The 12,638-nt window shown below is 62.5% G+C and carries 10 protein-coding genes and 1 tRNA gene; 9 read left to right on the top strand and 2 right to left on the bottom strand.

Features of this window, described 5'->3' with window-relative positions:
* Window positions 1-67 precede the first annotated feature (67 nt).
* From RBH26_RS00780 to RBH26_RS00745, 8 genes are all read left to right on the top strand, one after another.
* The gene (locus RBH26_RS00780) at window positions 68-490 is read left to right on the top strand and encodes a hypothetical protein (protein WP_306755911.1); all 423 of its coding nucleotides are present in this window, start codon (window positions 68-70) and stop codon (window positions 488-490) included.
* A 240-nt stretch (window positions 491-730) separates the two neighbouring features.
* Window positions 731-1,435, top strand: a complete 705-nt coding sequence (locus RBH26_RS00775) for a hypothetical protein (protein ID WP_306755910.1) — start codon at window positions 731-733, stop codon at window positions 1,433-1,435.
* 386 nt (window positions 1,436-1,821) lie between these two features.
* Window positions 1,822-3,216, top strand: coding sequence for a zinc ABC transporter substrate-binding protein (locus tag RBH26_RS00770; protein WP_306755909.1), 1,395 nt, complete (start codon window positions 1,822-1,824; stop codon window positions 3,214-3,216).
* Between the two features lie 104 nt (window positions 3,217-3,320).
* Window positions 3,321-4,064, top strand: coding sequence for a metal ABC transporter ATP-binding protein (locus RBH26_RS00765; RefSeq protein WP_306755908.1), 744 nt, complete (start codon window positions 3,321-3,323; stop codon window positions 4,062-4,064).
* Window positions 4,065-4,135: 71 nt separating this feature from the next.
* Window positions 4,136-5,164, top strand: coding sequence for a metal ABC transporter permease (locus RBH26_RS00760; protein ID WP_306756306.1), 1,029 nt, complete (start codon window positions 4,136-4,138; stop codon window positions 5,162-5,164).
* Window positions 5,165-5,243: 79 nt separating this feature from the next.
* Window positions 5,244-7,358 carry an acetate--CoA ligase gene (locus RBH26_RS00755; protein ID WP_306755906.1) on the top strand — a complete coding sequence of 705 codons (2,115 nt, stop codon included), beginning with the start codon at window positions 5,244-5,246 and terminating at the stop codon, window positions 7,356-7,358.
* Entirely contained in the window at window positions 7,355-8,479 is a 1,125-nt protein-coding gene (locus RBH26_RS00750; protein ID WP_306755905.1) for a phosphotransacetylase family protein, read from the top strand. Before RBH26_RS00755 ends, RBH26_RS00750 begins: the two co-directional genes overlap by 4 nt.
* Window positions 8,480-8,665: 186 nt before the next feature.
* Entirely contained in the window at window positions 8,666-8,959 is a 294-nt protein-coding gene (locus tag RBH26_RS00745; protein WP_306755904.1) for a PRC-barrel domain-containing protein, read from the top strand.
* Window positions 8,960-9,157: 198 nt separating this feature from the next.
* Here the strand turns inward: RBH26_RS00745 and RBH26_RS00740 are convergent, their stop codons facing one another.
* A complete protein-coding gene (locus tag RBH26_RS00740) occupies window positions 9,158-10,609 on the bottom strand; it encodes a DHH family phosphoesterase (protein WP_306755903.1) in 1,452 nt (483 codons plus the stop codon).
* A 177-nt stretch (window positions 10,610-10,786) separates the two neighbouring features.
* Here RBH26_RS00740 and RBH26_RS00735 point away from each other — a divergent pair.
* Window positions 10,787-10,860, top strand: a tRNA-Lys gene (locus RBH26_RS00735).
* Between the two features lie 196 nt (window positions 10,861-11,056).
* Here the strand turns inward: RBH26_RS00735 and RBH26_RS00730 are convergent.
* Entirely contained in the window at window positions 11,057-12,457 is a 1,401-nt protein-coding gene (locus RBH26_RS00730; protein WP_306756305.1) for a hypothetical protein, read from the bottom strand.
* Window positions 12,458-12,638: the final 181 nt, after the last annotated feature.

Genomic DNA, 12,638 nt, shown 5'->3' with positions numbered 1-12,638 from the left:
CGCGACGACCTGTAACGACGCGAGGAAAGTCGAGACATCTTAGTGGCTGCCCCGTACACACGCACTCGTGTCGTACCCGGTACGTGACGCGCGGCGTCGGATTCAGGACGAACACGCCGCGATCGTCGAGGGGATCGATCACTGTGCCGATCGTGTCGCAGACCCCTGGGACACGTCGCGGACGACCGACAGCGATGCCGTCGCCGAGCGGCTCCGGTCGGCCCTCGAGACGACCGGCCTTCTCGAGCGTTTGCCGCTTGTGCTTTCGGACGTCGTCGCCGCGACCGGATACGAGCTGCCGGCCCAGCCCGTCGCGGCACCGCCGTACGTCGTCGTCACGAGTCGTGGGCCGATCCTGCGGGCGACGATCGAGCCCGGTCGTCTCGTCGTTCGGTTCGACGCCTTCGAGGTCGTCCGCGACGACGACCCCGACCGGTCGCCGGCGTATCGACGTCGGAGCGGCGTCGACGTCGAGCTCTCGCTCGAGTAGATCGGCGTTTCGTTTCGTTTTGCCATAGTAGCTACTGTAAGGGACAACTGTACGTTACGTTTGACCCAACGGAAGCCGGTCTGAGAGTTGCGCCGAAAAACGGGTCCAGCGACGATCGAACTGTCTCCAGGTGATCGCATTCGAACGTGGTCATGCTATCGCTACATAAACCATTAGCTACAGTTAATAGAACCGCTCTACTTATTACTAAGCAGTCGCAATCACTGTCCAGAAACTATCATGGCTGTGAACCCACGTTCATCGACTCGTCGAAAGCTGCTCGCAACATCCGGTTCGGTCGCGCTGCTCGGCCTTGCCGGCTGTCTCGGTGGCGACGATGACGAGAACGGCGACGAGAACGGCGACGAGAACGGCGACGAAGCGACGGAGTCGACCGTGACGCTTCTCGTCGAAGGTGTCGGTGATTACGATGACGACGACGGGCTGAGCGACGGCGACGTTGACCACGCCTGTGGTCATAAGGAACACGACGAACGCGACCCGCTTACGGCGGGTGCGTCCGAGGACGACGCACCGACGATCTCCGATACGCACCAGCCGTTCGAGGTCACCATCGAAGGCGACAGCGGATACGTCGCGTTCGAGGTCGACGACCACGACCACGACGACGACCACGATCACGATCACGACCACGACGACGATCACGACCACGACGACGATCACGACCACGACGACGATCACGACCACGACGACGATCACGACCACGACGACGATCACGACCACGACGACGATCACGACCACGACGACGACCACGACGACGATACGTTCGCCTTCTTCTCCGACGTCGAAGGGGCGATCGAGATCGTCGACGGTCACGTCGAATACGAGACCGACACAGTCGAGGACTGTGACTACATCGAGGAGTACTCGATCGTCGAACTGCACGACGAGCGTGCTGTCCTCCGACTCGCCGGCGACAGCTAGAATCGACGGCTAAATTCGCCACTGATTTTACTGCACACCCGATCGTCCGGCAGCGTTGCGATCGGTGTTGAACTCGAGTCGGGCTGATCCTGTACCGATGTCCCAGCGTACCCACAGCCGTGTCGCGGCTGGGCTGGCACTGACAGACAGCAGTCCGTCTCGGCCGCTGCTATCCTGACACTGTCGGACAGAACTATTGTGAGCATTTGCCGCTTCCGTCCGGCGAATTCGCTTCAGTGACTGCTGTCCGACAGTATGACCGTTTTCTCGACATGGGTCTGAGGCGTCCACTCGAGTTGCTAGTGACATCTCTCATACCATCACGAGTTATTAATAGAACTCTTCCAGATAATAACACTTTTAACGCAGCGGCGCCAGCTATCGATATGAATTTCACACGGCGATCAGTCCTCAAAACTGGTGCCGGAGCGGTAACGCTCGGGACACTCGCCGGCTGTCTGAGTGATCCCTTCGCGGACAGTAGCGGCGAGGGAGGATACGCCGCGTTCTTCGCGCTCTGGGACTGGGCAAACCACGTCGCTGGCGACGAGATCGACTTCGAAAACCCCGTCGATACGGGGGAGATGGGACACGGCTGGGAACCCGACGGCAACCTCGCTCCGGAGATTGCCTCGAGCAAGGTCTTCATCTACCTCGACACGCCCGAGTTCTCCTGGGCGCAGGAAATCGTCGCGGATCTGGAACGGGACTACGAGGATGAGGTCACGGTCATCGACGGCCTCGAAGGAATGGGGCCGTATCTCATCCCGTTCGACGGCAGCGAGGACGATTCGTTGCCCGAACCCGACGACGACCACGACTTCGATCCCGACGACATCTCTCGAGACGTTTTTGACTTCTATGACCTCCGATCGAACGACCAACTGGGTTACTGGCACATCGATCACTGGCACGGCGGCGTACCTGACGTTCCCGTCGACGACAACGTCCCGATCGGGGCCGTCTTCACGGACAGCCAGGAGCGCGTCGTCCCGCTCGGTCCCAACGAGGCATTTCAGTTCGACGCACGGCTGGCCGAGGGGGCAGCCGAAGACGTCCTCGAGATCGAGTCACACGGCGATTCCGTCGCACTGATCGGCCGCGAGGAAGGGGAGACGGAGATCGTTTTCGAGCTTCGACACGAGGGCGACCTCGTCTACGACACCGACGCGGCCCCGATGAGCGTCGATGTGGTCGAGGAGATCGACGACGACGGTGCTGGGCCTGGCCACGATCCACACGTCTGGGTCGATCCCGTCCTCGCACAACGAGTCGTCGACACTATCGCGGACGGACTCGCCGAGGTCGATCCGGACAACGCCGAACTGTTCGCCGAAAACGCCGAAGCGTACAAGGAGCGACTCGCCGACGTCGACCAGCAGTTCGAGGAACTCACAGAGAACGCAGAGCGTGACGTCGCCGTCTTCGTCGCTCACGACTCGTTCCAGTACATCGAACGGCGGTACGACTTCGAGTTACACACCCCCGTCGGTGTCACGCCCGACGCCGAGGCGTCACCCAACGACATCGCCGATATGATCGAGATCGTCGATGAACACGACATCGACACGATCCTCTATGACCCATTCGAGACGCCGCATGAAGACAGACTGCCCAACGCGGCCCAGATGCTCCTAGAAAACAGTTCCGCGACCGACGCCGAACCGCTTACCCCTGCCGAGGGGACGATCCACGAGTGGGCCGACAAGGGCTGGGGCTGGGTCGAACAGATGGAGGAAGTGAACATCCCCGCACTCGAGAAGGCGCTGGGTTCTGATTGAAGCATGCGTAGTCGACGACTTCACCGGACAGCTGATAGATACGATCGTCGGGGCGAGATAGAAGAACTAAACCGCACGACGCTCAAGAACCGGGTACGATCACCGTGAAGCCGGCTGTCACCGTCGACGACGTTACGTTCGCCTACGGCGAGAAGACTGCAGTCGAGGAGATCTCGCTGTCGGTCGAGCAGGGAGACTTCCTCGGATTGATCGGGCCGAACGGCTCGGGCAAGACGACACTGTTGCACCTCATGCTCGGCCTGCAACAGCCCGATAGCGGCTCGGTCGAGCTGTTCGGCGAGCCGGCCCAGGAGTTCGAGGACGGCGAACGCATCGGCTACGTCGCCCAGCGATCGACCGACAGAGGCGGAACGATGCCGATCACCGTCCGGGAAGCGGTAACGATGGGTCGGTTCGCACACGTCGGCCACTCGCGGCTTCGAGAAGCCGATTACGAGATCGTCGACGATGCGCTTCGAACGGTCGATATCGCGGATCTGGCCGAGCGACGGATCAACCAGCTCTCTGGCGGCCAGCGCCAGCGTGCCTTCATTGCGCGAGCGCTTGCCTCAGAGGCCGACCTGCTGGCACTGGACGAGCCGACCGTCGGCGTCGACGCCCAGTCCCGCGATCAGTTCTATGGCCTCCTCGACGACCTCAATCGGAAGGGGATCACGATCATCCTCATCGAACACGACATCGACGTTCTCACCAAACACGTGAACAAAATCGCCTGTATCAACACGAAGCTGTACCACCACGGAGACACCGTTTCGTTCCTCGAGAGCGACGCCTTAGCGGAAGCCTACGGCGCGGCTCACGGCGTCGTCGAACACGATCATCCATGAGCCTGGACACACGATCCGAGGAGACGATCGAGCGAAACACCAGCCGTCTCGCGTGGTTTCTCGGAGACACGATGCGAGAACGCCTCGAGTTCGTCGGGATCGCCGCGACGGGCCTGTTCGCGGTCCTGATGATCGGGTTTGTCCTCCTCGATTGGCTCCGGTTTGCGCCCGAGTGGGCCGTCGTCGGACCCTACGCGACGCTTGCGTTCGAGCAGTTCCTGATCGTGGGTGCCTATATGGACGTCTACCTCGGGACGAGCGTTTTACGGTATGCGTTCATATGGCGGATGATCGCGACGGGCGTCCTCATCGGAATCGTCGCGCCGCTCGTGGGAACCTATCTGGTGCACCGCCAGATGGCGCTTATCGGCGAGACGCTCGCTCACACGGCGTTTGCGGGTGTCGCCATCGGAGTCCTGTTTATCGCCGCCACCGGCTGGCACGGCTCGCTGCTGTTCGTCGCGCTCGTCGTGAGCGTACTCGGCGCGATTGGACTCCAGCGACTGACCGAACGGACGAACAGCTACGGCGACGTGCCGATCGCGATCATTCTCAGCGGGAGCTTCGCAGTCGGGACGTTGCTCATCAGCTGGGGTCGGGACTTCGCCGCGATGGCGATCGACATCGAGGGCTTCCTGTTTGGCAACCTCTCGATTGTCACCATCGAAGGAGCACTAATGGTGGCACTTCTCACCGTCGCCGTCGTCGCCGTCGTCGCCGTGACCTACAAGCAACTGCTCTTTATTACGTTCGACGAGCAGGCAGCCCGCGTCGCACGGCTGAACGTCGACCGCTACAACACCCTGTTGATCGTCATGACCGCGGTTGTCGTCGTCGGCGCGATGCAGATCCTGGGCGTGATCCTCGTCGCCGCGATGCTCGTGATCCCAGTCGCGACTGCCTCACAGGTCGCCCGGAGCTTTCGCGAGACGCTGTATCTCTCGATCCTGGTCGGCCAGATCGCAGTGTTGGGCGGGCTAGCGTTTGCGATCAGCGCGGATCTTCCACCCGGAGGATCGATCGTCGTCGTCGCGATCGTTTTCTACCTGTTCGCGATCGCTGTCTCCGATCGGTCCGGATCTGCGATCTCGATGCACTGATCGTTCTATTCTCTGCGAGGTTCTCCCCGACTGGGAGTAGGGAGTGGCTTTACTTCCATACGTGTCGACTTGTCGAACGATGGGACGGCTAGTCGACTTATTCGATCCCGAGACCGTCGCCGTAGTCGGGGCGACCGACCGTGAAGGCGCCGTCGGCCGCGCGATCCTGGAGAACCTCCGGGACACGTTCGGCGGCGACGTCGTACCGATCAATCCGAGTCGCGACGAGGTGCTCGGTCTCGAGTGTTACGAAGACGTGTCGAGTGCGCCGCCGATCGAGTTGGCGGTCGTCGTAGTCCCACCCGACGCCGTCGCCGGGACGCTGCGCGAGATCGGCGAGACGGGAACCCGAAACGTCGTCGTCATCACCGCCGGCTTCTCCGAGACTGGCGGTGAAGGTGCCGAACGCGAGCGCCGACTGCGCGAGGTCGCCGCCGACTACGATCTCAACGTCGTCGGCCCCAACAGCCTCGGGATCATGTCGACGCGAAACGATATGAACGCGAGTTTCGGTCCCGAGGACGCCATCGAGGGCTCGATCTCCTTTATGAGCCAGTCGGGGGCGTTCATCACCGCCGTACTCGACTGGGCCAACGAGCAGGGGATCGGCTTCCGGGACGTCGTCTCACTCGGTAACAAGGCCGTTCTCGACGAGACCGACTTCGTCCGCGAGTGGGGCGACGATCCCGACACCGACGTCATCATCGGCTACCTCGAGGGGATCGACGACGGTGACGAGTTCGTCGAGACGGCCCGTGCGGTCACCGACGAGACGCCGATCGTCCTCGTCAAGTCGGGCCGGACCGACGCCGGCGCACAGGCCGCCTCCTCTCACACTGGCGCGATCGCCGGCAGCGAGCGCGCCTACGAGGCCGGCCTCGAGCAGGCTGGCGTTATCCGCGCGGACTCCGTCCAGGAACTGTTCGACTACTCGCGGGCGCTTTCCGGGCTGCCCGAACCCGACAGCGACGGCGTGGCCGTCGTCACGAACGCCGGCGGTCCCGGCGTGCTCACGACTGACGCAGTGGGTGATTCGACCCTCGAGATCGCCGACTTCGAAGACGAGACGATCGACGAACTCGCCGCGGCGATGCCCGACGAAGCGAGCGTCTACAACCCGATCGACATCATCGGTGATGCCGACGCCGAACGCTTCGGCGAGGCCTTATCGATCGTTCTCGAGGACTCAAACGTCGGTAGTGCGGTCGTCGTCAGTTCGCCGACGGCGGTCTTAGAATACGACAACCTCGCCGAGACGATCATCGAGAAACGCCAAGCACACGAGACGCCCGTCGTCGCCTGTCTGATGGGAGGACAACGGGCTCGTGCCGCCGAGGAAGTCCTCCGTGATTTCGGCATTCCGAACTACTTCGATCCGTCCCGGGCGGTATCGGGTCTCGATGCGCTGGCGACCTACCGCGACGTCCGCGAGCGGACGATCGACGAGCCCGAACGGTTCGACGTCGACCGCGAGCGTGCCCGCGAGATCCTTACACGGGCGACCGACCGCGACGACAACCGTCTGGGCGTCGAGTCGATGGACCTGTTCGACGCCTACGGCATCCCGACACCCGACGGAGAGATCGTCGACGACCCGAACCGGGCCCGCGAGGTCGCCACGTCGATCGAGGGCGACGTCGTCATGAAGATCGTCAGTCCCGACATCTCCCACAAGTCCGATATCGGCGGCGTCAAGATCGGCGTCGCCGACGAGGACGTCTACGACGCCTACGAGGATCTCGTCGCTCGAGCACGCAACTACCAGCCCGACGCGACCGTCCTCGGCGTGCAGGTCCAGGAGCAGGTCGACCTCGATGACGCGACCGAAACGATTGTCGGGATGAACCGTGACCCGCAGTTCGGCCCACTGTTGCTGTTCGGCCTCGGCGGCATCTTCGTCGAGATCTTAGAGGATACGTCGGTCCGCGTCGCCCCGATCGGCGAGGACGAAGCGCGGGCGATGGTCGACGAGATCCAGGCGACGCCGCTGTTACGCGGCGCCCGCGGACGTGAACCTGCCGACGTCGACGGCGTCGTCGAGACGATCCAGCGCCTCTCACAGCTGGTGACCGACTTCCCGTCGGTCCTCGAACTCGATATTAATCCGCTGGTTGCGGGCCCCGATGGCGTACAGGCGATCGACCTCAGACTTACCGTCGACACCGACGAGCTCGAGACCGATCCAGACCAATGAGCGATACCGACACCGACCCAGAGACGACCGAGCACGAACCGACCGAGATCGACACGAACGACACGGACACCGTCCTCGTCAGTTCGCTCCCCGAGAGTACCGGCAAGACGGCGATCGCGCTGGCACTCGCCCGGATCGCGGCCGACGACGGTGACAGCGTCGGCTACATGAAACCAAAAGGAACCCGACTGGAGAGCAACGTCGGGAAGACCCTAGACGAAGATCCGTTGCTCGCCCGCGAGTTGCTCGACCTCGAGGCCGAGATGCACGACCTGGAGCCGATCGTCTACTCGCCGACGTTCATCGAGCAAGCGATCCGCGGTCGTGAGTCGCCCGATGAACTCCGAGAGCGGATCCTCGAGGCCTTCGGGACGGTTTCTGACGGCCGTGACCGACTGTTCGTCGAGGGCGGCACGACCTACGACCTCGGTGGGATTATCGATCTCACCGACGCTGATATCGCAGCGTTGCTCGACGCCCGTGTCGTCCTCGTCGCCGCCTACGAAGTTCCCGGCGACGTCGACGCCATCCTCGCTGCAGCCGAGGCCTTCGGCGACCGACTCGCCGGTGTCGTTTTCAACGACGTCGCCGACGCCGTCTACGATACCCTCGAGACCGACGTCGTCCCCTACCTCGAAGGGCGGGGGATCGACGTCTTCGGCGTAATTCCAAGCGAGCGGACGCTCTCGGGTGTGACGGTCGGCGATCTGGCCGACGAACTCGGCGCCACGATGCTCGTCGAGGAGGGGAAAGACGGCTACGTCGAACGGTTCAGCGTCGGTGCGATGGGCGCCGACAGCGCCTTACGACACTTCCGCCGGACGAAAGACGCCGCCGTGATCACCGGCGGCGACCGCGCCGAAATCCACACAGCCGCACTCGAGGCACCCGGCGTTCGCTGTCTCATCCTGACCGGAGGCCACAGGCCGTCGGGAGCGATCGTCGGCCAGGCTGCGGAGAAATCGATGCCGATACTCTCCGTCCAGACGGACACGCTCACGACCGTCGAACGTGCCGAAGACGTCGTCCGAAGCGGTCGAACGCGGGACGCCGAAACCGTCGATCGGATGGAGGAACTATTGATCGATCACGCGGCCGTCGACTCGATACTCGAGGAGTAGCGACTCGAGGGCGTTTGCGTGTCGTCCGGATGCGGTCGGCCGATCGAACTGCCGACGCCGTTACCACCGTCTCGAAACGTAATCGAATGGGTGAGGGTTCGCCACTGTTATCGCGACGAGACCGGTAACGACTGCGACTGGTACGTCTGACCAAAAGTTAAGGGAACCCCACGCATGAGCCAATACATGGACGACACACCCCAGGAAATTACCTCCCTCGTCGGACGCGAGGTCTACTCGAACAACGGCGTCTTCGTCGGCGAAGTCGAAGACCTCCGATTGAACGTCGACGGTCAGACCGTCACCGGACTCGCGCTCGGTGACTTGAACTCCGAACTGTTTACCGACGCCTCCCGGAGTGGGCAGGGCGTCATCGTCCCCTACCGCTGGGTTCGAGCCGTCGGCGACGTGATCCTCATCAACGACGTCGTCGAACGGGTCAAACAGCCCGACGAGGAAGAGGACGAACTGATCGCGTAGGCGACTCGAGTCGCCGGTCGATCGGGACCGACGCTGCGAGTTTACTGCGCCGATATCCAGCCTGGTGTTGACGATCGGTCGCCCGGACAACGCTGCGGTAGTCGCGATGTCTCCTGTATCAGACTCCCGACAGAACTATTGTGAGCAGTCGCCGCTTCCGTCAGGCGACCCCGCTGCAGTGACTGCTGTCCGACAGTATCAGTTCCCGTTCGATCCCTCGCTGCTGCCGTCGACGCCCATCGCGTCGAACAGCGTCCGCTTGACGGCCTCCTCGGTGAGATCGAGTAAGGTATCCCGCGTGTCTTCGGAAATTTCGATTCCAGTGAAGATACCCAGCGGAATCTCCGCGCTGGCCTGTGTCGAGTGGCCCGCAGTTTCACCCATCTCGCCGTAGGCATCTTCGAGGACTTTGCCGATGTTGATACGGATATCCTTCGAGCGGCCGGCGAGAAAGATGGTTTCGTCGGCGATTCCGAAGACCGCCGTCGTCGTGACACCCTCTAAGTTCAGCAGATGGCTCGCAGCCTGGGTCAGTGCCTCGCGGTCGCGGACGAAGCCGGCGTTCGAGACCAGATGGCTCCCCTGGACGTCGCGGTTGGTGATCGCCTCGGCGAGGACGTCCAGCGTCTCGGGGGACATCGACGGCGACTCGACCTGTTCTAGGGTGTCGTGATTCGCGAAGGGGTAGAGATAGGCGGCGGCAGTCAGATCGGCAGGGGTCGTGTCGCGTTTGAAATCCAGGGTCTCCGCGCGGATGCCATACAGCAGGGCCGTCGCGACCTCTTCGGAGACGTTCATGTCGAACTCCTGGATGTACTTGGTCATGATCGTCGACGTCGAGGACATGTTCGGCCGGATGTCGACGAACTCGGGTTCGAACTCCGACTCGGCCTCGTGGTGGTCGATGACGATGTCGACGGAGAGATCCATCCCGTCGGTGGTTGTGTGATCGACCAGTGCGGCGGTGTCGTAGACGGAGTAGTCCTCGATCTCGTCCCACTGGACCAGGTCGATCCCCAGCAGGTTGACGAACGCGCGGTTCTCCTGGTGGCCCACGTCACCCAGGTAGATGATATCCGATTCGATCCCGAGGTGGTCTGCGATCGCCTGTAACGCTGCCGCGCTGGCGATCGAGTCTGGATCGGGGCTGTCCTGGGTGACGATCGCCAGCCGCTCGTTGGTCTCCTCTAACAGCTGGGCGAGTTTCCCCGCGTTGTACTCGAGTTCGCCGGACTCGAGCGCTCGAAGCGCGGATTCGGCGATCACCGAGGAGGGGTTGATGACGATGTCGGCGCCGAGTTCCTCGAGTTCGTCCCCGGAGACGGGATCGCTCGCACGGGCGACGACGAACTGCGTGTCGTCGATCTCACGAATGTGCTCGACGGCGCGTTTGTTCGATTCGACGTCGGAAGCGAGAATGAGAACGACGTCGCGGTCGGAGACGAGTTCGGCGGCCTCAGGTTCGCGGATGTCGGCGGTACGAGCGTCCAGGTCCTGATCCCGGAGGGATTCGACGCGACTCTCATCTCGGTCGACGATACGGACGTCTTTGCCCTGCTCGACGAGTTCCTCCGCAACGGCGTAGCCAACGCTCCCACAGCCTAAGATAGCATAATCAGAGATCGACGAGATCGTAACCCCCGTACTCATTAAACGTGTGGTCGGACCGACCACACTTAACGCTCCCGAAGATTGTTATCGGACGATGTAGCTTTTCTCGGGGAGGGGAAGGCGAGGATCGAAACGCGTACTGATTTGTGTCCACAGATGTCACAACGGCACTCAAGGGAAACGTATTTTAATACCCGGCAAAAAGTCGGAGGTACAGGGCCGGTAGCTCAGTCCGGCAGAGCGTCTGACTCTTAATCAGACGGTCGCGTGTTCAAATCGCGCCCGGCCCGCTTTTACTCCGAGCAATTACGCGAGGAGCAAAGCGGCTAGAGCGATTTGAAGTAGACGAGTCGAAGCCCGCACAGTGAGCGAAGCGAACGAGCAGGAACGTCTCGGCGTAGTTTATGATCGCACCCGGCTCGCTACCTGCGTGAACACTTCGATATTCTCGTCGGACGAGCGTCCGAGGACGCCGTCTCGAGTCGGTTATCGATCGTCGCGTACGCCGTCGGGAAACTCGTTGTCCGAAAGCGTAACCGAGCCAGCGTCGTCGGTAATTCGCACGGAGTTGCCGTCCGTTCGGGCTCGCCCGGACGTGTGCTCGATGGTGACGTCGGTCGCCCCGTTGACGACGATCGGGGTATGGGTCGTCTCGAACTCGCTGTCGGCGACGAGGTAGTCGCTACCCCGGAGTTCGAGGCCACGCCGGCTGTCAGGCCCCGGCTGTTCGACGGAGAGGTCGACGAATCGACAGTCGTGTCGTTCACAGTAGATCGCGTGGCGGTTCCGGGTCCCGGCAGCGTCGCCGGTGATCCGGACGTTCTCGAGGGTGGCGCCGTCGGCGTCGTCACCGAGGATGCGCACCGCGTTGGCGCTGCCCTTGATCTCGATAGCGACGTCCTCGAGTGTCGTCTGCCCCGCTTCGGGATTGATCCGAATCCCGGTGTACGGGTTCTCGCCGAGGCTGAGTTCCGTTTCCGTGATCGTGGCGCGCTCGACGTCGTTCATGATCCTGATCGCGTCGTTGTTGGGCTCGGGGACGTCGACGGTGACGTTCTCGAGTTCGGCGCGACCGCCGTCGAGTCGGATCGCGTGCTGGCCGGCAGCGTCGTGTGGGTTCTCGCCGACGACGACGACCGCGTCCGTGACCGTACTGGCGGTTCCGTCGAGACGGATCGATGCAGTGCCGCTGTTCCAGTAGCTGCCGCCGTCGACGTGGATCCAGCCGGTATCGTTCGACGCGTACAGTCCGTTGTCCGGGAATCCGCCCAGACGACAGTTGCTGAACTGGAGCGTGCCGTGATGGTTCTCGTTGACGACGATACCGGTCGGGCCCCGCCACATGCCGCCCTCGTTTGGCGTGTCGTCGACGTGGGCGCCGCCGTCGTCCGCACGGAAACAGGAGACGAGTCCCGCTCCGTCGGGGTCGAGGACGTTGAACAGTCCCGGGCCCCACGTCCCACTGTCGTGGACACCACGGACCGTTACGTCACGGACGGAAAGCCCGTCCGTAACTTCGGCACTGATAACGCGGATCCCGGTGTCGGTGGCGGTCTGATCGACGTCGAAGTTCTCGAACCGAAGGTCACGACCAGGTGCCGAACTCGTTCCCAGCCGGAACAGGCGATACTGTGGGCCGTCGAACGCGTAGTAGTTCGCCGGAACGAGCGTCGCGTCCTCGCCGACGAAGCCGACGTTCTCAAAGTCGGTGAGTCGCAGTTGCTCATCCATGTAGAATCGTCCTGGCGGGAATTCGAGGAGTGTGTCGTCGCCGACGTGTTCTCGAAGGACGGGCGTGATGGACTCGTTGCCCTCGTCGTCTGCACCTGCTTCGACGACGTCGACGACGGTATCGTACTGGTCATCGACATCGTCCGCGGCCGCCACGCCGGCGATCGAGAGCGTTCCGAGACCGCCGAGACACCCTTTTAGATACGTTCTTCGTCCGAATCGCTGTGTTCGTGAACCGTCTGTAGTCACGTCCCCCGGTCGACAGTGGCGTGCCTTACGTATAGTCGACGTAATCGGTTCCGAAACGGTCGCAGGAATCGAACGGTCGTGACGTGAG

The organism is Natronolimnohabitans sp. A-GB9, assembly GCF_030848565.1.
Lineage (GTDB): Archaea > Halobacteriota > Halobacteria > Halobacteriales > Natrialbaceae > Natronolimnohabitans.
This window is presented reverse-complemented; position numbering and strand designations above follow the sequence as displayed.

Coding starts and splice junctions, on each gene's coding strand:
- RBH26_RS00775 (WP_306755910.1), top strand. CDS start 731: ATGGCTGTGAACCCACGTTCATCGACTCGTCGAAAGCTGCTCGCAACA.
- RBH26_RS00770 (WP_306755909.1), top strand. CDS start 1,822: ATGAATTTCACACGGCGATCAGTCCTCAAAACTGGTGCCGGAGCGGTA.
- RBH26_RS00760 (WP_306756306.1), top strand. CDS start 4,136: ATGCGAGAACGCCTCGAGTTCGTCGGGATCGCCGCGACGGGCCTGTTC.
- RBH26_RS00755 (WP_306755906.1), top strand. CDS start 5,244: ATGGGACGGCTAGTCGACTTATTCGATCCCGAGACCGTCGCCGTAGTC.
- RBH26_RS00750 (WP_306755905.1), top strand. CDS start 7,355: ATGAGCGATACCGACACCGACCCAGAGACGACCGAGCACGAACCGACC.
- RBH26_RS00745 (WP_306755904.1), top strand. CDS start 8,666: ATGGACGACACACCCCAGGAAATTACCTCCCTCGTCGGACGCGAGGTC.
- RBH26_RS00740 (WP_306755903.1), bottom strand. CDS start 10,609: ATGAGTACGGGGGTTACGATCTCGTCGATCTCTGATTATGCTATCTTA.